General features: G+C 60.8%; 20 protein-coding genes. 10 read left to right on the top strand and 10 right to left on the bottom strand.

Annotated features, from left to right (window positions below; genetic code table 11):
• The first annotated feature begins 47 nt into the window (after nt 1–47).
• The 8 genes from AC07SU_RS21690 (at nt 48) to rpoS (ending at nt 7,177) form a co-directional block, all read left to right on the top strand.
• Nucleotides 48–1,160 (top strand): S-(hydroxymethyl)glutathione dehydrogenase/class III alcohol dehydrogenase, encoded by a 1,113-nt coding sequence (locus tag AC07SU_RS21690; protein WP_010212435.1) that lies wholly within the window; start codon nt 48–50, stop codon nt 1,158–1,160.
• An 8-nt stretch (nt 1,161–1,168) separates the two neighbouring features.
• On the top strand, nt 1,169–2,014 hold the full coding sequence (fghA, locus tag AC07SU_RS21685) for an S-formylglutathione hydrolase (RefSeq protein ID WP_176994706.1): 846 nt from the start codon (nt 1,169–1,171) through the stop codon (nt 2,012–2,014).
• A 54-nt stretch (nt 2,015–2,068) separates the two neighbouring features.
• On the top strand, nt 2,069–2,542 hold the full coding sequence (ispF, locus tag AC07SU_RS21680; RefSeq protein ID WP_176994707.1) for a 2-C-methyl-D-erythritol 2,4-cyclodiphosphate synthase: 474 nt from the start codon (nt 2,069–2,071) through the stop codon (nt 2,540–2,542).
• Nucleotides 2,539–3,597: a tRNA pseudouridine(13) synthase TruD gene (truD, locus tag AC07SU_RS21675; protein WP_494998188.1), complete on the top strand. Its 1,059-nt coding sequence runs from the start codon at nt 2,539–2,541 to the stop codon at nt 3,595–3,597. The genes ispF and truD overlap by 4 nt, the downstream gene beginning before the upstream one ends.
• Entirely contained in the window at nt 3,585–4,334 is a 750-nt protein-coding gene (gene surE / locus AC07SU_RS21670; protein WP_494998187.1) for a 5'/3'-nucleotidase SurE, read from the top strand. Before truD ends, surE begins: the two co-directional genes overlap by 13 nt.
• Nucleotides 4,335–4,375: 41 nt before the next feature.
• Nucleotides 4,376–5,011 carry a protein-L-isoaspartate(D-aspartate) O-methyltransferase gene (locus AC07SU_RS21665; protein ID WP_169850588.1) on the top strand — a complete coding sequence of 212 codons (636 nt, stop codon included), beginning with the start codon at nt 4,376–4,378 and terminating at the stop codon, nt 5,009–5,011.
• Between the two features lie 209 nt (nt 5,012–5,220).
• Nucleotides 5,221–6,063, top strand: a complete 843-nt coding sequence (locus tag AC07SU_RS21660) for a peptidoglycan DD-metalloendopeptidase family protein (RefSeq protein WP_494998186.1) — start codon at nt 5,221–5,223, stop codon at nt 6,061–6,063.
• A gap of 106 nt (nt 6,064–6,169) precedes the next feature.
• Nucleotides 6,170–7,177, top strand: a complete 1,008-nt coding sequence (gene rpoS, locus AC07SU_RS21655) for an RNA polymerase sigma factor RpoS (RefSeq protein ID WP_176994711.1) — start codon at nt 6,170–6,172, stop codon at nt 7,175–7,177.
• Nucleotides 7,178–7,416: 239 nt separating this feature from the next.
• Here the strand turns inward: rpoS and AC07SU_RS21650 are convergent, their stop codons facing one another.
• Nucleotides 7,417–7,626, bottom strand: coding sequence for a cold-shock protein (locus AC07SU_RS21650; RefSeq protein WP_002554837.1), 210 nt, complete (start codon nt 7,624–7,626; stop codon nt 7,417–7,419).
• Nucleotides 7,627–8,016: 390 nt separating this feature from the next.
• Here AC07SU_RS21650 and dcd point away from each other — a divergent pair, with 390 nt between their 5' ends.
• Both dcd and AC07SU_RS21640 read left to right on the top strand, forming a co-directional pair.
• The gene (gene dcd, locus AC07SU_RS21645) at nt 8,017–8,583 is read left to right on the top strand and encodes a dCTP deaminase (protein WP_016973172.1); all 567 of its coding nucleotides are present in this window, start codon (nt 8,017–8,019) and stop codon (nt 8,581–8,583) included.
• Nucleotides 8,584–8,690: 107 nt separating this feature from the next.
• Nucleotides 8,691–8,891 carry a hypothetical protein gene (locus AC07SU_RS21640; RefSeq protein ID WP_176994712.1) on the top strand — a complete coding sequence of 67 codons (201 nt, stop codon included), beginning with the start codon at nt 8,691–8,693 and terminating at the stop codon, nt 8,889–8,891.
• 30 nt (nt 8,892–8,921) lie between these two features.
• Here AC07SU_RS21640 and pdeM read toward each other — a convergent pair whose 3' ends face one another.
• The 9 genes from pdeM to AC07SU_RS21595 form a co-directional block, all read right to left on the bottom strand.
• Entirely contained in the window at nt 8,922–9,572 is a 651-nt protein-coding gene (pdeM, locus tag AC07SU_RS21635; protein WP_176994713.1) for a ligase-associated DNA damage response endonuclease PdeM, read from the bottom strand.
• Nucleotides 9,572–12,052, bottom strand: coding sequence for a ligase-associated DNA damage response DEXH box helicase (locus tag AC07SU_RS21630; RefSeq protein ID WP_494998223.1), 2,481 nt, complete (start codon nt 12,050–12,052; stop codon nt 9,572–9,574). The genes pdeM and AC07SU_RS21630 overlap by 1 nt, the downstream gene beginning before the upstream one ends.
• A 57-nt stretch (nt 12,053–12,109) precedes the next feature.
• The gene (locus AC07SU_RS21625; protein WP_012722621.1) at nt 12,110–12,874 is read right to left on the bottom strand and encodes an ABC transporter ATP-binding protein; all 765 of its coding nucleotides are present in this window, start codon (nt 12,872–12,874) and stop codon (nt 12,110–12,112) included.
• A gap of 13 nt (nt 12,875–12,887) precedes the next feature.
• Nucleotides 12,888–14,006, bottom strand: a complete 1,119-nt coding sequence (locus AC07SU_RS21620; RefSeq protein WP_494998185.1) for a succinylglutamate desuccinylase/aspartoacylase family protein — start codon at nt 14,004–14,006, stop codon at nt 12,888–12,890.
• Nucleotides 14,007–14,015: 9 nt separating this feature from the next.
• Nucleotides 14,016–14,726 (bottom strand): ABC transporter permease, encoded by a 711-nt coding sequence (locus AC07SU_RS21615; protein WP_176994715.1) that lies wholly within the window; start codon nt 14,724–14,726, stop codon nt 14,016–14,018.
• Complete coding sequence (locus AC07SU_RS21610; protein ID WP_176994716.1) at nt 14,723–15,451, bottom strand: ABC transporter permease; 729 nt, start codon at nt 15,449–15,451, stop codon at nt 14,723–14,725. Before AC07SU_RS21610 ends, AC07SU_RS21615 begins: the two co-directional genes overlap by 4 nt.
• A 59-nt stretch (nt 15,452–15,510) precedes the next feature.
• Nucleotides 15,511–16,290 (bottom strand): transporter substrate-binding domain-containing protein, encoded by a 780-nt coding sequence (locus AC07SU_RS21605; RefSeq protein ID WP_176994717.1) that lies wholly within the window; start codon nt 16,288–16,290, stop codon nt 15,511–15,513.
• Nucleotides 16,291–16,618: 328 nt separating this feature from the next.
• Nucleotides 16,619–18,253, bottom strand: a complete 1,635-nt coding sequence (locus AC07SU_RS21600; protein WP_494998184.1) for an ATP-dependent DNA ligase — start codon at nt 18,251–18,253, stop codon at nt 16,619–16,621.
• A complete protein-coding gene (locus AC07SU_RS21595) occupies nt 18,250–19,254 on the bottom strand; it encodes a ligase-associated DNA damage response exonuclease (protein WP_494998183.1) in 1,005 nt (334 codons plus the stop codon). Before AC07SU_RS21595 ends, AC07SU_RS21600 begins: the two co-directional genes overlap by 4 nt.
• Nucleotides 19,255–19,402: the final 148 nt, after the last annotated feature.

Here is a 19,402-nt window from a genome sequence, read left to right as displayed (position 1 = left end):
TGTTTTACACTCACCGTCTCAGTTTTTAACCCCCTGGAGAAACCCGGATGATCAAGTCCCGCGCCGCCGTAGCCTTCGAAGCCAAGAAGCCCCTCGAGATCGTGGAAGTGGATGTGGCCATGCCCAAGGCCGGTGAGGTGCTGTTGCGCGTGGTCGCCTCCGGTGTCTGCCATACCGACGCCTACACCCTGTCGGGCGCAGACCCGGAAGGTATCTTCCCGTCGATCCTCGGTCACGAAGGCGGCGCGGTAGTAGAGGCAATTGGCGAGGGCGTGACCTCGGTGGCCGTGGGCGACCACGTGATCCCGCTGTACACCCCGGAATGCGGCAAGTGCAAATTCTGCCTGTCGGGCAAGACCAACCTGTGCCAGGCCATTCGTTCCACCCAGGGCAAGGGCCTGATGCCGGACGGCACCACGCGTTTCTCCTACAAGGGCCAGCCGATTTTCCACTACATGGGCACCTCGACCTTCTCCGAGTACACCGTGCTACCGGAAATTTCCGTGGCCAAGATTCCTAAAGAAGCGCCGCTGGAAAAGGTCTGCCTGCTGGGTTGCGGCGTCACCACCGGCATCGGTGCGGTGATCAACACCGCCAAGGTCAAGCCGGGTGACACCGTGGCCATCTTCGGCCTGGGCGGTATCGGTTTGTCGGCGGTCATCGGCGCGGTGAAGGCCAAGGCTGGTCGCATCATTGCCATCGATATCAACCCAGCCAAGTTCGAAATCGCCAAGCAACTGGGCGCTACCGATTGCATCAACCCGAAAGACTACGATCGCCCGATTCAGGATGTGATCGTCGACCTGACTGACGGCGGCGTGGACTTCTCCTTCGAATGCATCGGCAACGTGCAACTGATGCGCGCCGCCCTAGAGTGCTGCCACAAAGGCTGGGGCGAGTCGGTGATCATCGGCGTGGCCGGTGCAGGCCAGGAAATCGCTACCCGCCCATTCCAATTGGTCACCGGGCGCGTCTGGCGTGGTTCGGCGTTCGGCGGTGTGCGCGGCCGCAGCGAATTGCCAAGCTACGTGGAAATGGCCCAGACCGGCGAGATCCCGCTGGACACCTTCATCACCCACACCATGGGCCTGGAAGACATCAACAAAGCGTTTGACCTGATGCATGAAGGCAAGAGCATTCGTACCGTCATCCACTTCTGAGGTCGGCCATGAGTCTGGAAAACCTGTCGTGCCAGAAAAGCTTCGGCGGCTGGCATAAACGCTACAAGCATCATTCCGATGTGTTGGGTTGTGACATGACCTTCGCCGTCTACCTGCCGCCGCAAGCGGAGCAGGGCGGCAAGCTGCCGGTGTTGTACTGGCTGTCCGGTCTCACCTGCACCGACGAGAACTTCATGCAGAAGGCCGGCGCCCAGCGCATGGCGGCCGAACTGGGGTTGATCATCGTGGCACCGGACACCAGCCCCCGTGGCCCCGGTGTGCCGGGCGACCCGGACAACGCCTGGGATTTCGGCCTTGGCGCGGGCTTCTATCTGAATGCCACGCAGGAGCCTTGGGCCAAGCACTATCGGATGCATGACTACGTGGTGCAGGAATTGCCGGCACTGGTTGAAGCGCATTTCCCGGCTTCGGACAAGCGTGGCATCAGTGGCCATTCCATGGGTGGCCATGGCGCGCTGGTGTGTGCACTGCGCAACCCCGGGCGTTACCAATCGGTGTCAGCGTTCTCGCCGATCAACAACCCGATGGATTGCCCGTGGGGCCAGAAGGCCTTCTCGCGTTATTTGGGCGAAGAGCGCTCCAAGTGGCGCGAATGGGACGCCTGCGTGCTGATCAGCGAAGCCTCGGAAAAACTGCCACTGCTGGTGGATCAGGGCGACCGTGACGATTTCCTCGCAGTCCAGCTCAAGCCCGAAGCCCTGCAGCAAGCGGCCAAGGCGGCCAACCATCCGCTGGAACTGCGCCTGCAACCCGGCTATGACCACAGTTACTTCTTTATCGCCAGCTTCATTGACGATCATTTGCGTCATCACGGACGTGCTTTGCTCGGTTAATGTCAGGCAAAAGTAGGTAGAATCACGCCCTGAATTAAATCGGGGCGTTTTTTTATGCGTATTGGTCACGGCTATGATGTGCACCGTTTCGCCGACGGCGATTTCATCACCTTGGGTGGCGTGCGCATTGCACATCACCATGGGTTGCTGGCTCATTCCGACGGCGATGTCGTGTTGCATGCCTTGAGCGATGCCTTGCTCGGCGCTGCGGCGTTGGGTGACATCGGCAAGCATTTTCCGGACACCGACCCGACCTTCAAGGGCGCGGACAGCCGTGTGCTGTTGCGTCACGTGGTCGGCCTGATCCACGCCAAGGGCTGGAAGGTCGGCAACGTCGACAACACCATCGTGGCCCAGGCACCGAAAATGGCGCCGCATATCGAGTCGATGCGTACGCTGATCGCCGCAGACCTGCAAATTGAACTGGATCAAGTGAACGTGAAAGCCACCACCACCGAAAAGCTCGGGTTTACCGGTCGTGAAGAGGGCATCGCGGTGCACTCCGTTGCCTTGTTGCTGCGCGCATGAATGACCTGCAACTGCTGGGCCCGCGGGCCTATGGCGAGGCCTTGGGCAGCGCGGTACTCAAAGCCACGGCTGAAGATTTTCAGGTCGACGAAGTGCTGGACATCCCGCTGACCGGCGACGGCGAGCACCTCTGGCTGTGGGTGGAGAAGCGCGGGCTCAATACCGAAGAGGCTGCGCGGCGTATCGCCAAGGCGGCGGGCGTGCCGTTGCGCACGGTCAGCTATGCCGGGCTCAAGGATCGCCAGGCGCTGACCCGCCAGTGGTTCAGCGTGCAGCTGCCCGGCAAGGCCGACCCGGACATGAGCGGTGCAGAAAACGACACGCTCAAGATCCTGAAAATCGTGCGTCACAAACGCAAGCTGCAACGCGGCGCGCATTCGGCCAATGGTTTCACCCTGCGCCTGACCCAGCTGGCCGGTGACACCGCCGCCATCGATGCGCGGTTGCAACTGATTGCGCAACACGGCATTCCCAATTATTTCGGCGCCCAGCGCTTCGGCCACAACGGTGGCAATGTGGTGGATGCCCGCGAGTGGGCGGCGCGCAAAGCCTTGCCAGAGCAGCGCAATGTGCGTTCGCGCCTGCTGTCCACGGCGCGCAGTTACCTGTTCAACAAAGTGTTGGCGGCGCGGGTGGCCGATGGCTCCTGGCAGCGTGCGCAAGTCGGCGATCTGCTGGCGTTCACCGACAGCCGCAGTTTCTTCCCGGCCGGGGAGGCTGAATGCAGCGACCCGCGCCTGGCGATTCTCGACCTGCACCCCACCGGGCCGCAGTGGGGCGAAGGTGATTCACCGGCCACGGGCGCAACCTTTGAACTGGAGCAGTCGGTCGCCGCCGGTGAAGCGGACTTGCGCGATTGGCTGGTGAAGGCGGGCATGAGCCAGGAACGTCGCATTCTGCGACTGCCCATTGGCGGGTTGACGTGGCATTATCCGTCGCTGGACATTCTGCAATTGGAATTCGTCCTGCCGGCCGGATGCTTCGCCACTGTCTTGGTGCGCGAGCTTGTTGATCTGGTGCCGGTGGGGCAGACGGACAACCCATGCGTATTCTGATATCAAACGATGACGGTGCCACCGCACCCGGCCTTGCTGCGCTCTATGCTGCGCTGCAGGATTACGCCGAGTGCGTGGTGGTCGCCCCGGACCAGGACAAGAGCGGCGCCAGCAGTTCGCTGACGCTCGACCGTCCGCTGCACCCGCAAGTCCTGGCCAATGGCTTTATCAGTGTGAACGGCACGCCCACCGACTGTGTGCACCTGGCAATCAACAGCCTGCTGGACCGTGAGCCGGACCTGGTAGTGTCGGGGATCAACCTCGGCGCCAACCTGGGCGATGACGTGCTGTATTCCGGCACGGTGGCGGCGGCCCTTGAAGGGCGCTTTCTTGGCCGGACCTCGTTTGCCTTTTCCTTTGCCTCGCGGCAACTGGATAACCTGCCCACTGCCGCCTATTTCGCGCGCAAGCTGGTAGAGGCCCACGGTTCGCTGGACCTGCCGCCGCGTACTGTGCTCAACGTCAATATTCCCAACCTGCCGCTCGACCACATCCGCGGTATCCAGCTCACGCGCCTGGGCCATCGTGCCCGTGCGGCGGCACCGTTGAAGGTGGTCGACCCGCGTGGCAAGGAAGGCTATTGGATTGCCGCAGCGGGCGATGCCGAAGACGGTGGCCCCGGCACGGACTTTCATGCGGTGATGCAAGGTTATGTTTCGATTACCCCGCTGCAACTTGATCGCACCTTCAGTGATGCCTTCAGTCGTCTCGATGGCTGGCTGGAGAGGCTGCGCTGATGGCTCGTGAACAGGATGACCTGCTGCGCCGTGGCATCGGGATGACCTCCCAGCGCACCCGCGAGCGTTTGATCCAGCGCCTGTATGAAGAAGGCCTGTCCAATGCGCAGGTGCTGGAAGTGATCCGGCGCACGCCACGGCACTTGTTTGTCGATGAAGCCCTGGCGCACCGCGCCTACGAAGACACCGCGTTGCCGATCGGCCACAACCAGACCATCTCCCAGCCTTATATGGTGGCGCGCATGAGCGAGTTGCTGCTGGCGGCGGGGCCGTTGGACAAGGTGCTGGAGATCGGCACCGGTTCGGGTTACCAGACCGCCGTGCTTTCGCAGTTGGTGGAGCGGGTGTTCTCGGTGGAGCGCATCAAGGTCCTGCAGGACCGCGCCAAGGAACGCCTGGTGGAGCTGAATCTGCGCAACGTGGTGTTCCGCTGGGGAGATGGCTGGGAAGGCTGGCCGGCACTCGCGCCGTACAACGGCATCATTGTCACCGCCGTGGCGACCGATGTTCCCCAGGCACTGCTCGATCAACTGGCCCCAGGCGGTCGGCTGGTGATCCCCGTGGGCTCCGGCGAAGTGCAACAATTGATGCTCATTATCCGTGAGGACGAAGGTTTTTCACGGCATGTGCTGGGTGCCGTGCGCTTTGTGCCGTTGCTCAACGGCCCGCTGGCCTGATCATTTGTGCGCGGGCAGTGAATTCTGCTGGTGGGGATGTGTCTTACAGCGGGGTTCATGAAGTCAACATGATCTGTTGTTGGCTTTAAACACGATGAATTTTTCGTTTCGGTCGTGTGCCGGTAAAAAACCAATGCCCAGTTATACTTGCGTCATATTTCAAGCCTGATACAGGCATTCATGTTCAGCCACCATAAAGGGAGCGGCGGGTGAGTCTCACAGGTCTTGCGCAGCGTATGAGTAAAACAAGCTTTCAGCGACTGGTGCTTGGCCTTGTCTTGAGTTCCTTGTTGGCGGGCTGCTCCAGCTCTCCCTCCAGCGGCGCGCGGGTTGTCGACCGCAACAACGCCAGTGCCGTACCTCAAAAGCCGACGGTCACCACCGGGCAATATGTGGTACGAAAGGGGGACACGCTGTTCTCGATCGCCTTCCGATACGGTTGGGATTACAAGGCGCTCGCAGCTCGTAACAATATTCCTGTGCCCTATACGATACAAATAGGTCAGGTCATTCGCTTTGACGGGCGCACGGGTTCAACGCCTACGCGAGTTGTGACAAACACCGGATCTTCGCCGTCGTCTTCGAGCCGAACCACCGTCATTACCCGGCCTGCAGGCACCGCCGCGCCTGCGGTTGCGACCAAGCCGGCACCCGCGCCGTTGCCGCCTCCAGGCCCTGCGCCGACCGGTTGGGGATGGCCTTCGAACGGTGTATTGATTGGAAAATTCTCTTCAAACGGTAGTTTGAATAAAGGCATTGATATCGCCGGAGATTTGGGACAGCCTGTTTTAGCTGCGTCTGATGGGACAGTGGTGTACGCCGGGAGTGGTTTACGGGGCTACGGCGAGCTGGTCATCATCAAGCACAGCGAAACCTACGTCAGTGCTTACGGCCACAACCGTAGGCTGTTGGTTCGGGAGGGGCAGCAGGTCAAAGTCGGACAGACAATTGCCGAAATGGGGTCAACTGGTACAGACCGGGTGAAACTGCACTTTGAGATTCGCCGCCAAGGAAAACCTGTAGATCCGCTGCAATTCCTGCCCCGTCGTTGATGTGTTGCACAGCCTGTTCCCTCACGTAGAAGGAACAGGCTCCAGCGTTGCCAAGGATAAAGGCGTCGCTTGAGCTTGAGGTCGAACTCACCAAAGGACTATAACAATGGCTCTCAGTAAAGAAGCGCCGGAGTTTGACATCGACGATGAGCTTCTCCTTATGGGAGAACCCATCGATACGGAATCGATGTCGAATAATGAGGGGGCTGCTGCACCTTCAGTTCGCACCAAATCCAAGAACTCCACCGCGTTAAAGCAACACAAGTACATTGATTACACACGGGCGCTCGACGCGACCCAGCTGTACCTCAATGAAATCGGCTTTTCCCCTCTGCTGACTCCCGAAGAAGAAGTCCATTTTGCGCGCTTGTCGCAAAAGGGCGATCCGGCTGGGCGCAAGCGCATGATTGAAAGCAACCTGCGCCTGGTGGTGAAAATCGCCCGACGTTATGTCAATCGTGGGCTCTCCCTGTTGGACCTGATCGAGGAAGGCAACCTGGGCCTGATCCGGGCGGTGGAGAAGTTTGACCCTGAGCGGGGCTTCCGCTTTTCAACCTATGCCACCTGGTGGATTCGCCAGACCATCGAACGGGCGATCATGAATCAGACCCGTACGATCCGGTTGCCGATCCATGTGGTCAAGGAGCTCAACGTCTACCTGCGGGCAGCGCGTGAGCTTACCCAAAAACTCGATCATGAACCTTCGCCCGAAGAAATCGCCAACCTGCTGGAGAAACCGGTAGGTGAGGTCAAGCGCATGCTCGGCCTGAACGAGCGTGTGTCTTCGGTCGATGTCTCGCTGGGTCCGGATTCGGATAAAACCCTGCTGGACACCCTGACGGATGATCGCCCTACAGATCCTTGCGAGCTGTTGCAGGACGATGATCTTTCCCAAAGCATTGACCAGTGGCTGTCGGAGCTTACGGACAAACAGCGTGAGGTGGTGATTCGCCGCTTCGGTCTGCGCGGCCATGAGAGCAGCACCCTGGAGGATGTAGGCCTGGAGATCGGCCTGACCCGCGAGCGGGTGCGTCAGATCCAGGTAGAGGGCCTCAAGCGCTTGCGTGAGATCCTCGAGAAGAATGGCTTGTCGAGTGAGTCGTTGTTCCAGTAACGATCAGGACGGCTATAGCAAAACGCCCGGTGTATGGGAGTGCACCGGGCGTTTTGCTGTGTGCTGATCATTCATAGCAAGCACCTCCCCTGTAGGAGCCCGGCTTGCCGGCGATGGCGGCTCTGAGATCGCTATCGCCAGCAAGCCGGGCTCCTAAGAGGGAAGGTGTAGCGCCGAATGGCAGGCATAAAAAAACCCCGCTTTTAAGGGCGGGGTCTTTTCGACTAAGTCAGTACAAGTTAGATAACTTGAACTTCTTCAGCTTGCATGCCTTTCTGACCGCGGGTAGCGATGAAAGAAACCTGTTGGCCTTCTTTCAGGCTTTTGAAGCCGTCGGATTGGATAGCTTTGAAGTGAACGAACAGGTCGTCACCGGATTGTGGAGTGATGAAGCCGAAGCCTTTTTCATCGTTGAACCACTTAACGGTACCAGTTTGGCGATTAGACATGGTGTATCTCCTTGGACAAAGTTAACTGCGACTCAGGAAAAGCCCTGGCCGAGACTGAGTGCAAAGAGCAGGAAAAATTCTTGGAGATGGTTGGATCGAAATTCAACATATCGTGTAGAGATTCTCAGTGACACAAGCAGCACAGTGGCGCCACCTTAACCCTTTTTCCGGGACGTGCCAATGATATTTCCGAAGGTTTCTCTATTTTCGTGACTGGCGGTGGTATTTACGGTCACCGGCCGCCTGCAACGCAGGTCCCGGCCCCGCTGGCCGCGGCTTACAGCAGCCTGTGCATTCGTCAAGAAAAGCCCCATGGCCTTTGAACCCCGGGGCCGGCCCCGGTAAGATGCCCCACAGAATTTTTCCACCTCGCTATTCAGGACACCCGCCATGAGCATCAAATCGGACAAGTGGATTCGCCGCATGGCGCAAGAGCACGGCATGATCGAGCCCTTCGTAGAGCGCCAGATGCGCGGTGAAGGCGCCGAACGCCTGATTTCGTACGGGGTTTCCAGCTACGGCTACGACGTGCGTTGCGCCGATGAGTTCAAGGTGTTCACCAACATCAACTCGGCGACCGTCGATCCGAAAAACTTCGACGAAAAGAGCTTCGTCGACATCAAGAGCGACGTGTGCATCATCCCGCCCAACTCCTTCGCCCTGGCACGCACCGTGGAGTTCTTCCGTATCCCCCGCGACGTGCTGACCATTTGCCTGGGTAAAAGCACCTACGCGCGTTGCGGCATCATCGTCAACGTGACACCGCTTGAGCCTGAGTGGGAAGGGCACGTGACCCTGGAGTTCTCCAACACCACCACGCTGCCGGCGAAGATCTACGCCAACGAAGGCGTGGCACAGATGCTGTTCCTGCAGTCCGACGAGGCCTGTGAAGTGTCCTATAAAGACCGTGGCGGTAAGTACCAGGGCCAGCGCGGCGTTACTCTCCCACGCGCTTGATCGAAAGGTCTTACACGCAAAGGGAATTTGTCTGCGGGAAGTGACTCTATTGGGTGTACTGCCTCGGCGCGTGCAAAACGCGCCGAGCCACGCTTGAGGAGTACTTTATGAAGCTCGACCCGCGAATAAGCGCCGAACTCGCCCGGCTTGAACCCAACCAGATTGGCGTTCTGGCCTGGTCCCTGATGGCTGACCCAGCGTTTGCGGGCGGCATTCCCGGCCAGCCCGATGAAGACTGGCCACAGCAGCCCACCGAGCCCGGTGAGCCCACCCTTCCTGATGAGCCGCCACCCGCACCTGTCGCCTGATTGAGGTGTGCAGCAGACATGGCCGGTTCTTCAGCGTACCGGCCATACCTCTGCATCGCCGATCACGAATACCTGCTGATCGTCGTTCGATTCCACTGAATAACCGCCCGTAAAGGCACCAAACGCTGGCAGCAAGCTCACGCGTTTGCCGATCTGAAAGCACGGCAGGCGCAAGCTCTGCCGGCCTTTACCGCGCAAGCGATACACCGGGTGCACATGCCCCGCCAGCACGTGGTGGCTGAGATGGGCCTGAGGTTCATGCTGCAGGGCAAATGGTCCCATCAGCAACGGCTCTGCAACCACCTCGATGTTCAAATCGATGGGCGGGTCGCCAGCACGTTTGTCGTGATTACCGCGGACCAGCACCAGGGACAGCGAGGCGTTTTGCGCTCGCCACGCCCTCAACGCGCCCAGGGTGCCCGATGCATGGGAGCCCGGACCGTGCAGGAAGTCGCCGAGAAAAATTACCTGCTCGCACGCAAAAGCCGCCAGAAGCCGATCCAGCACCGCCAGGTTTTCCGTGGTGGTGCCTTGGGGCACCGGCTGCCCCAGGCGGCGATAGGCCGAGGCCTTGCCAAAGTGCACGTCTGCGATCAGCAGGCAGCGGCGAGCGGGCCAATAAACCGCCTTGTCTGCCAGCAGCCACAGTTCTTCACCCTCAAGCATGACTGAACAGGCCATCAACGCTTCCCGTTGTCCGCGACTTTTTCAAGGTCCCTGACCATCCGTGCGATGCGTTCCGAGAGTTTTTCCGAACTCATGCTTTCGCGCATCCGCTCCACCAGCAGTGGGAAGGCCAGGGGCGTGGGACGTTCGATCAGATGCATGTCCAATTTCAGTGTCGACAGGTGACGTAACGTCTGTTCCAGCCGGCGAATATCCAATTCATCACGCAAGACTTCTTCCCCCGCCTGGGCCAGCAGCAGGTTCTGCGGGTCATATTGCTTGAACACCTCAAAGAACAACCCGCTGGAAGCCTGTACCTGCCTCGTACTTTTCGGCGCGCCGGGGTAGCCGGCGAATACCAGCCCGGCAATGCGTGCTATCTCGCGAAAGCGCCGCAGGGCCAGTTCTCCCGCGTTCAGGCTGGCAACGACGTCTTCCAACAGCGTGTCGGGGCTCAACAACGCCTCGTTCAGCAAGGTCGGCCATTGCACTTCTGTGGCGCTCAATAATTCCATCCCGTAATCGTTGACCGCGATCGAGAAAGTGACTGCTTGATCACGGCTGACCCGCCACGCCAACAGGCTCGCCAGCCCCAGGTGCACCTGCCGACCGGCGAAGGGGTAGAGAAACAGGTGCCACCCCTCACGAGACTTCAGGGCCTCGGCCAATAAATGCTTGCGTGTCGGTAGCCCGGACCAGCGCAACTGTGTTTGCAACAAGGGTTGCACTGCCTGCATTTCCGGGCCATCGAAGTGCCCGTGTGCAGCAGCGTCAAAGCGTTCCACCACCGCCTGCGCCAACTCATTGGAAAGCGGCATTCGCCCGCCATTCCAGCGCGGCACGGCGGCCTTTTTCGCAGTGCTGCGCTTTACGTACGCGGTCATGTTTTCCACCCGCACCAATTCCAATAGGCGCCCGCCGAACAGAAAGCCATCCCCCGGTTTTAGCCGTGCAATAAAGCCCTCCTCGACACTCCCCAGGTTTTTGCCGCCGCCGCCCTTGCTCCAGAACTTCAGGTGGATACTGGCATCGCTGACAATCGTGCCCACGCTCATGCGATGCCGACGTGCCAGGCGTGCATCCGGGACGCGCCAGATGCCGTGCTCATCCGGCTCGACGCGGCGGTAATCCGGGTAGGCCGTCAGCGACAGGCCTCCATGGCGCACAAACCCCAGGGCCCAGGCCCAATCGGCGTCGGTGAGATCGCGATACGCCCAGGCGCCGCGAACTTCAGCCAAAAGTGCATCCGGCGTAAAACCGCCTCCCAAAGCCATACTCACCAGATGTTGTACGAGTACGTCCAACGGCTTGTGGGGGGATTCCCGGGCTTCGATATGCCGCCGGGCAATGGCGTCCTGGGCCGCGGCGGCCTCCACCAACTCCAGGCTATGGGTCGGCACCAGCGTCACCCGCGAGGGGCGCCCCGGCGCATGCCCCGAACGCCCGGCGCGTTGCATCAGGCGCGCCACGCCCTTGGCCGAGCCAATTTGCAGCACCCGCTCCACCGGTAGGAAATCCACCCCCAGGTCCAGGCTGGAGGTGCACACCACGGCCTTGAGCTGGCCTTCTTTCAATGCCCGTTCGACCCAGTCGCGGGTTTCCCGGGACAGCGAACCGTGATGCAACGCGATCAGCCCCGCCCAATCCGGCCGCGCCTCCAGCAGCGCTTGATACCAGATCTCGGATTGCGCACGGGTGTTGGTAAACACCAGGCAACTGGTGTTGGCGTCCACCTCGGCGACCACTTGCGGCAGCATCTTCAAACCCAGATGTCCGGCCCACGGAAAACGCTCGGTCACTGGGGGCACCAGGGTATCGACGATTAACTGCTTGGCGGTTTGCCCCTGCACATTGATTCCGTTGCCTTGCGGGACCAATACCTCAAAGGCGTGGGACTGATTACCCAAGGTTGCCGAGATCCCCCACACCATCAGCTCAGGGTGCCAGCGCCGCATCCTGGCCAACGCCAGTTGCAGTTGCACGCCGCGCTTATTCCCGATCAGTTCGTGCCATTCATCCACGATGACCATGCGCAGGTGCCCAAGGCTCGCCTCGCTGTCGGCGCGGGCGAGCATCAGCGTCAGGCTTTCCGGGGTGGTGACCAGTGCGGTGGGCTGGCGGCGGGTCTGGCGCGCGCGCTCGCTGCTGCTGGTGTCGCCGGTACGCAGGCCGACGCTCCACGGAATCTGCAGCGCCTGCAATGGCGCCTCAAGGGCGCGCGCGGTGTCGGCGGCCAGCGCACGCATCGGCGTGATCCACAGCACAGTCAAAGGCTCGGCAGGCGGTTTACGCTTTGCGGTGACAGGCGGGCGAATGATGGCGAAACGATTGAGGGCCGCAAACCACAGCGCGTAGGTTTTACCCGCGCCGGTGCTGGCATGCAGCAAACCGGACTGACCGTCCTTCACCGCTGCCCACACGGCTTTCTGGAAGGCGAACGGTTTCCAGCCTTTGGCGGCAAACCATTTTTTGGCGAAGTCGACGGGTTTTGCCATTCGGCGGCTGACGCTCTGGAGGCTCTCTTTCAAAGACCCTCCAGGCGCAGCAAAGGTTTACTTCAAGTTACCGCTCAAGAACTGTTGCAGGCGCTCGCTCTTCGGATTGCCCAATACATCCTCAGGCGCGCCTTGTTCCTCAACCAGGCCCTTGTGCAAGAACAGCACCTGGCTCGACACCTTGCGCGCAAAGCTCATCTCGTGGGTCACCATGATCATGGTGCGGCCTTCCTCGGCCAGGCCCTGGATGACCTTCAACACTTCACCCACCAGTTCCGGGTCAAGGGCCGAGGTGGGTTCGTCGAACAGCATCACCTCCGGTTCCATGGCCAGCGCGCGGGCGATGGCTACCCGTTGCTGCTGGCCACCGGACAGGAATGCCGGGTACTGGTCGGCCACGCGTGCCGGCAGGCCCACCTTGTCGAGGTAACGGCGGGCGCGGTCTTCGGCGTCCTTCTTGCTGCAGCCCAGCACCCGGCGCGGGGCCATGGTGATGTTTTCCAGCACGCTCATGTGGCTCCACAGGTTGAAGTGTTGAAACACCATCGCCAGGCGCGTGCGCAGGCGTTGCAGTTCGGCATCGTCGGCCACGCGCATGCCGTGGCGGTCGCTGACCATTCGGATCGGCTGGCCGTCGAGGGTCATCGCGCCGTCATTGGGGGTTTCCAGGAAGTTGATGCAGCGCAAAAAAGTGCTTTTGCCCGAGCCGCTGGCGCCGATCAGGCTGATCACGTCACCGGTCTTGGCTTTGAGTGAGACACCTTTGAGCACTTCATTGTCGCCATAGCTTTTATGCAGGCCTTCAACGGTCAATTTGTACATGGGGCGTGCATCCTCAAGGCGAAAGTAGGTAGCCGCTGCGGTAGGCCTCGCTGCCAGCGACATGGCTGATGACCATCCCGGCAGTGGCCATGCGCCGTAGCGAACGGGCGTAAAGCAGGCCGGCCTTCTGGCAGTGCACAGGCGTTACGCGGTCAGTAATGGGGTCGATGATTTCGGCGATCAGTTGCCCGGCTTCCAGGTATTCGCCGGGCAGGGCGCTGAACACCAGCAAACCGCCGACAGGAGTGGCCACCGGTTCCACCCCCGCCAACGGCGTGGCCGGGTAGGGCAGGTCGGGCAGTGGCGCCACGTCACCGGCAATCGCGCCGAAGTGGATCAGGTAGTCGATGATCGCCTGGCAGTCGAGGGCGGCCAGGCCGTGATTGACGTCACCTTGGCCGCGCAGCTCGACGGTCACCGAAAAGCTGTCCATGGGGATTGGGAACCGCCCGTCGAAGCGTTGCTGCAGTTGCCACCACACCAGGGTGAAACACTCATCGAAGGACTGCCCGCCCGAATCGGTGGCGAGCAGGTTGGCTTCCGAGCCGATATAGCGCGCCAGCGGTTCCACCTGCGGCCAGGCTTCAGGCGTGGTGTACAGGTGTGCCACGGCTTCGAAATCACAATGCAGGTCCAGCACCATGTCGGCATCGCAGGCCAGGCGTTGCAGCACCAGGCGTTGGGAATGCAGCTGGGTGTCGGCGGTGTGTGCTGCCAAGGCAGTGGACAGCGCGGCGCGGATCAGGTCGACGTTGTGCTGGGGATCGTCCCCCAGCAGGTCCTCGACCCTGTTGCCGACTTCGTCGCTGAGGTCCACGAACCAGCGGTTGAAGTTCTGCCCGCTTTCCAACTCGTAGCGGCCCAGCGGAATATCCATCAGCACCTGTTCCAGGCCCACCGGGTTGGCGACGGGCACCAGCACGATTTCACTGCGCAGGCGCCCGGCGGCGGCCAACTCGGCCAGGCGTACTTTCAAGTGCCAGGTCACCAGCATGCCCGGTAGCTCATCGGCGTGCAGCGACGATTGGATGTAGACCTTGCCAGCGGCTGCTTCCGGGCCGAAGTGGAAACTGTGAATCTGCCGCGCCGTACCTGGCACCGGCGCGATCAGATCATGTACCTGATGACGCATGAAGACTCCTTAGTGGCTCGGCCCGAGGAAGGCCAGCCAACGGCGCTCCGCCAGGCGAAACAGACCGACCAGGGCAAAGGTCACGGTCAGGTAGATCAGCGCAGCGATGCCGAATGATTGAAAGGTCATGTACGTGGCCGAGTTGGCGTCCCGGGCCACTTTGAGAATGTCGGGCACGGTCGCGGTAAAGGCCACGGTGGTTGAGTGAAGCATCAGGATCACTTCGTTGCTGTAGTAGGGCAACGAACGGCGTAACGCCGAGGGCATGATCACGTAGGCATACAGCTTCCAGCCGGTCAGGCCATAGGCCTTGGCCGCCTCGACTTCGCCGTGGGCCATGCTGCGAATCGCACCCGCGAAGATCTCCGTGGTGTAGGCGCACGTGTTGAGGGCAAAGGCCAGGATGGTGCAGTTCATCGCATCGCGAAAGAACGCGTCCAGCACCGGTTGCGCACGCACCGCCGCGATGCTGTAGATGCCGGTGTAGCAGATCAGCAACTGGATATAGAGCGGTGTGCCGCGAAACAGGTAGGTGTAGAACTGCACCGGCCAGCGGATGTAGCGCTTGCGCGAAACCCGGGCGATGGACAGCGGGATCGACACCACGAAACCGATGACCAAGGCCGCGCTGAGCAGCCACAGGGTCATGGCCAGCCCGGTGATGTGCTGGCCGTCGCTATACAGGAAGGGCCGCCAGTATTGCTGGATAAGTTCGATCATCGCACGGCCTCCCGGGCCCCAGCGGAGTAACGGCGCTCAAGCCAGCGCAGTACGACGTTGGACGCGCTGGTGATCAGCAGGTAGATCAAGGCGGCGAGCACCAGGAAATAGAACAGTTGATAGGTGCTTTTGCCCGCATCCTGGGCGGCCTTTACCAGGTCTGCCAGGCCGATGATCGACACCAGCGCCGTGGCCTTGAGCATCACGCACCAGTTGTTGTTAATGCCGGGCAGGGCAAAGCGCATCATCTGCGGGAAGGTTACGAAGCGAAACCGCTGGCCACGGGTGAGCCCGTAGGCGGTCGCCGCTTCAAGCTGGCCACGGGGCACCGCGAGGATCGCGCCGCGAAAGGTCTCGGTGAAATAAGCACCGTAGATAAAGCCCAGGGTAATGACCCCGGCGCTGAATGGGTCGATCTCGATGTACTCCCATTCCATGAAGTCGGTGAGGCCGGTCAGCCAGATCTGCAGGCTGTAGAAAATCAGCAGCATCAGCACCAGGTCGGGTATGCCGCGAATCAGGGTGGTGTAGATCTGCGCCGGAACGCGCAACAGGGCGACGCTGGAGAGTTTGGCGCTGGCGCCGAGCAGGCCCAGCAAGACGCTGACAGCCAGGGAGGCGACCGACAACTTCACGGTCATCCACGTACCTTGCAGCAACAGTGGGCCGAACCCTTTCAAGCTGAAGGCACTCAGCCCCAGGGTTTGTAAAAGATCTTCAAACATGAATTCAGGACCTATGGCGATAAAAAAGCGCCCACCTGAAACAGGTGGGCGCCGGGGTGTTATTTACCGCTGTACAGGTTCAGGTCGCCGAAGTGTTTCTTCTGGATGGTGGCGTAGGTGCCATCATCGTGTAACGCTTTGATACCTTTATCCAGCAAGGCCTTGAGCTCTTTGTTACCTTTTTTGATACCGACCGCAGTTTTGGACGGCAGCAGTGGGTCGTCGATGGCCTTGCTGACTTCGTAGTCAGCACCGGCTGGCGACTTCAGGAAACCCAGCTCGGCTTGCAACATGTCCTGCACGGAAGCGTCCAGACGGCCCGAGGTCAGGTCGGCGTACACCTGGTCCTGGTTGGCGTAGGCCTTAGTGGTCACACCGGCTTTGTCCAGCACGGCCTTGGCGTAGGCTTCCTGGATGGTGCCTTGCTCGTAGCCCACGGATTTGCCCTTGAGGGACTCAGGCGTGGAGTAGTTCGCGCCTTTTTTGAACACCAGGGACGTCGGGCCGGAGAACAGCTCGCTGGAGAAGTCGATCGCCTTTTCACGGGCTTCGGTCACGGTCATCGAGGAGATCACGCCGTCGAACTTGTTGGCGTTGAGGCCCGGAATCATGCCGTCGAAGTCACTTTCAACCCACTTGCACTTGACCTTCAGCTCGGCGCAGATCGCATTGCCCAGGTCGATATCGAAGCCCACCAGGCTGCCATCAGCGGCCTTGGACTCGAACGGCGCGTAGGACGGATCGACACCAAAACGCAATTCCTTGTATTCCTTGGCTGTCGCAACACCTGCAGCCATGCACAGAGCCAGTGCAGAAAGGGTCAGCAATGCTTTTTTCATTATGTAATCCCTGGAAACCAAGATAAGCGCTTGTGGCGCGTTTAGGACTGTTACTGAACGGTGTCAGACGGATCTCAAGTAGCAATTTCTGCACCATAGTTCCGAATGAGCGTTTTAAAAGGTGAGACGAGGGCGTTTTGAGTGTAGGAGATGCCCGAAAATGGGCATTGGTTTTTCAGTGCACTATTTTGGATCCTGGCATTGATCAAAATGTGGGAGCTGGCTTGCCTGCGATAGCGATGGGTCAGCTACATCGCTCTGTCTGATCCACCGCTATCGCGGGCAAGCCCGGCTCCCACATTGATTTGCAGTGTTTGCCAGGGAGATGTCAGGTCAGGAGATCTTGCAGGGTGGCAAGGTTGTCGGCGTCTTCCACCGTCTTATCCTGCCGCCACCGCAACATCCGTGGGAACCGCACCGCAATCCCGCTTTTGTGCCGCTTCGACAAGGCAATCCCCTCAAACCCCAGCTCAAATACCATGCTCGGCGTTACGCTGCTGACCGGGCCGAACTTCTCCACCGTGGTCTTGCGCACAATCGCGTCGACTTTGCGCATCTCTTCGTCGGTGAGCCCTGAATACGCTTTGGCGAACGGCACCAACGTGCGCTCGCTGCCGGGCGGGCCGTCCCACACGGCAAAGGTGTAGTCGCTGTACAGGCTGGCGCGCCGGCCGTGGCCGCGCTGGGCGTAGATCAATACGGCATCGACGCTGAACGGGTCGACCTTCCATTTCCACCAGACGCCCATGTCCTTGGTGCGACCCACACCATAGAGGCCGTCGCGTGCCTTGAGCATCATGCCTTCCACACCAAGGCTGCGAGAGGCTTCGCGTTGTTTCGCCAGCGCTTCCCAGCTCGTGCCTGTCAGCAGTGGCGAGGCGAGCAACACGGGCTGGTTACACAGGGTAATCACCTGTTCGAGTTGGGCGCGGCGCTCAGCCTGGGTATGGTTGCGCCAGTCGTCGCCCTGATACTCCAACAGGTCGTAGGCGAGGACCACGACGGGCGCCTCGTCGAGCACCTTTTTGCTCAGAGTCTTGCGACCAATGCGCTGTTGCAGCAGGGCGAAGGGTTGCACCGCGTCCTTCCACACCACAATTTCACCGTCGATCACCGTGCCGTCCGGCAAACCACTTACCAGGCTGTGCAGTTCAGGAAAACGCTCGGTAACCAGTTCTTCACCTCGCGACCAGATCCACAAGCGCCCCTCACGCTTGACCAGTTGCGCGCGGATACCGTCCCACTTCCACTCCACCTGCCAGTCGGCGGGCGAACCGAGCAGGGCGTCGAATTGTTCCAGCGGTTGCGACAAACCATGGGCGAGAAAAAACGGATAGGGCTGCCCGCCTCTTTGCGCGTGCTCGTCCGAAGATTCAGCCGCGATCAGCTTGAGGTAACCCTCTGCTGTCGGACGGTTGGATAAATCGGTGTAGCCCACCAGCCGCTGGGCCACGCGTTTGCTGTCCAGGTCAGCCATGGCAGCGAGAGCCCGGGTGACGAGCAACTTGGACACGCCCACGCGAAAACTGCCGGTGATCAACTTGATGCACACCATCAGGCTGGGTTGATCCAGTTGTGCCCATAACGCGGGCAGGCGTTCGGTCAAGTCCCCGGGTGGCAAGCCTCTCAAGGGCAGGAGTTTTTCTTCCAGCCACACCGCCAGGCCGTCTTCAGAGGTATAGGGCGATTCTGGCAACAGCAGCGAAATGGTTTCGGCCAGGTCACCCACCGATTGGTAGCTTTCTTCAAATAACCAAGGCTCGATGCCTGACGCTGCAGTGGCCATGTCCCGCAGCAGGCGCGTGGGCACCAGTTGCCGAGGCCGCCCACCAGACAAGAAGTACACCGCCCATGCCGCATCGGCGGGCGGCGCGTGCCGAAAATAGGTTTGCAAGGCCGCCAGCTTGGCATTGCTGGAGGTGGTGGCGTCGAGGTTGGCGTACAGCTCGGCGAAGGCTTTCATGCCGTGGCCTCTTCTTCGTCATCGCCGTATTCGGTGGTGAAACCTTGAGCATCCAGGCCTTTTTCCCGCAGGTGGCGCACCAGTACGCCGACAGAACCGTGGGTGACCATTACGCGCTCGGCGCCGGTCTGCTCAATGGCCCACAGCAGGCCCGGCCAATCGGCGTGGTCTGAAAGCACAAAACCGCGGTCCACGCCGCGGCGCCGCCGCGTACCACGCAGGCGCATCCAGCCGCTGGCAAACGCGTCGCTGTAATCGCCGAAGCGCTTGATCCAGCTGCTGCCACCGGCTGAGGGCGGGGCGATGATCAGGGCCTGGCGCAGCAGCGGGTCAGTCTTCTTGAAATCACCGGCGTAGAGGGTTTCGGGGATATACACCCCGGCTTCGCGGTACACCCGATTCAGCGGTTCGACCGCGCCATGGCTGAGGATCGGGCCGATGCTGGCGTCGATGCCATGCAGGATGCGCTGGGCTTTGCCGAAGGAATAACAGAACAACACGCTGGCCTTGCCGGCCGCGATATTCGCCTGCCACCAGTCGTTGATCCCGGCGAAGATGTGCGCTTGAGGCTGCCAGCGGTAGATCGGCAGGCCAAAGGTCGACTCGGTAATAAAGGTGTGGCAGCGCACTGGCTCGAACGGCGCGCACGTTCCATCGGGCTCTACCTTGTAGTCGCCGGACGCGACCCACACTTCGCCCCTGTATTCCAGGCGCACCTGGGCTGAACCGAGCACGTGGCCGGCGGGGTGAAAGCTCAAGGTCACGCCGTGATGCACCAAGGGTTCGCCGTAGGCCAGGGTTTGCAGGTTGATGTCCTGCCCCAGGCGCGAACGCAGGATGCCTTCGCCCGGTGCAGCGGCCAGGTAGTGTTGATTGCCGGTGCGGGCGTGATCGCCGTGGGCGTGGGTGATGACCGAGCGTTCGACGGGTCGCCAGGGGTCGATGTAGAAATCACCGACGGGGCAGTAGAGGCCTTCGGGGCGGGCGATGACAAGGTCCATGGGCGTGCCGGGGCAATGGGCTTATCAGTTAGGAGGCAAACCCGTCGCAACAAGTTCGATCTGATTCAACGCCCCTGTAGGAGCCGGGGGGGGGGGGGGGGGGGGGGGGGGGGGGGGGGGGGGGGGGGGGGGGGGGGGGGGGGGGGGG

Source organism: Pseudomonas sp. GW821-FHT05H12 (genome assembly GCF_059419385.1).
Note: the sequence above shows the minus strand (reverse complement) of the source record. Positions and strands in the feature narration are given on the sequence as shown.

What these genes read in the sequence shown, in the direction of transcription:
- AC07SU_RS21690 (WP_010212435.1), top strand. Translation starts at nt 48, where the DNA reads ATGATCAAGTCCCGCGCCGCCGTAGCCTTCGAAGCCAAGAAGCCCCTC.
- fghA (WP_176994706.1), top strand. Translation starts at nt 1,169, where the DNA reads ATGAGTCTGGAAAACCTGTCGTGCCAGAAAAGCTTCGGCGGCTGGCAT.
- ispF (WP_176994707.1), top strand. Translation starts at nt 2,069, where the DNA reads ATGCGTATTGGTCACGGCTATGATGTGCACCGTTTCGCCGACGGCGAT.
- truD (WP_494998188.1), top strand. Translation starts at nt 2,539, where the DNA reads ATGAATGACCTGCAACTGCTGGGCCCGCGGGCCTATGGCGAGGCCTTG.
- surE (WP_494998187.1), top strand. Translation starts at nt 3,585, where the DNA reads ATGCGTATTCTGATATCAAACGATGACGGTGCCACCGCACCCGGCCTT.
- AC07SU_RS21665 (WP_169850588.1), top strand. Translation starts at nt 4,376, where the DNA reads ATGACCTCCCAGCGCACCCGCGAGCGTTTGATCCAGCGCCTGTATGAA.
- rpoS (WP_176994711.1), top strand. Translation starts at nt 6,170, where the DNA reads ATGGCTCTCAGTAAAGAAGCGCCGGAGTTTGACATCGACGATGAGCTT.
- AC07SU_RS21650 (WP_002554837.1), bottom strand. Translation starts at nt 7,626, where the DNA reads ATGTCTAATCGCCAAACTGGTACCGTTAAGTGGTTCAACGATGAAAAA.
- dcd (WP_016973172.1), top strand. Translation starts at nt 8,017, where the DNA reads ATGAGCATCAAATCGGACAAGTGGATTCGCCGCATGGCGCAAGAGCAC.
- AC07SU_RS21640 (WP_176994712.1), top strand. Translation starts at nt 8,691, where the DNA reads ATGAAGCTCGACCCGCGAATAAGCGCCGAACTCGCCCGGCTTGAACCC.
- pdeM (WP_176994713.1), bottom strand. Translation starts at nt 9,572, where the DNA reads ATGGCCTGTTCAGTCATGCTTGAGGGTGAAGAACTGTGGCTGCTGGCA.
- AC07SU_RS21630 (WP_494998223.1), bottom strand. Translation starts at nt 12,052, where the DNA reads ATGGCAAAACCCGTCGACTTCGCCAAAAAATGGTTTGCCGCCAAAGGC.
- AC07SU_RS21625 (WP_012722621.1), bottom strand. Translation starts at nt 12,874, where the DNA reads ATGTACAAATTGACCGTTGAAGGCCTGCATAAAAGCTATGGCGACAAT.
- AC07SU_RS21620 (WP_494998185.1), bottom strand. Translation starts at nt 14,006, where the DNA reads ATGCGTCATCAGGTACATGATCTGATCGCGCCGGTGCCAGGTACGGCG.
- AC07SU_RS21615 (WP_176994715.1), bottom strand. Translation starts at nt 14,726, where the DNA reads ATGATCGAACTTATCCAGCAATACTGGCGGCCCTTCCTGTATAGCGAC.
- AC07SU_RS21610 (WP_176994716.1), bottom strand. Translation starts at nt 15,451, where the DNA reads ATGTTTGAAGATCTTTTACAAACCCTGGGGCTGAGTGCCTTCAGCTTG.
- AC07SU_RS21605 (WP_176994717.1), bottom strand. Translation starts at nt 16,290, where the DNA reads ATGAAAAAAGCATTGCTGACCCTTTCTGCACTGGCTCTGTGCATGGCT.
- AC07SU_RS21600 (WP_494998184.1), bottom strand. Translation starts at nt 18,253, where the DNA reads ATGAAAGCCTTCGCCGAGCTGTACGCCAACCTCGACGCCACCACCTCC.
- AC07SU_RS21595 (WP_494998183.1), bottom strand. Translation starts at nt 19,254, where the DNA reads ATGGACCTTGTCATCGCCCGCCCCGAAGGCCTCTACTGCCCCGTCGGT.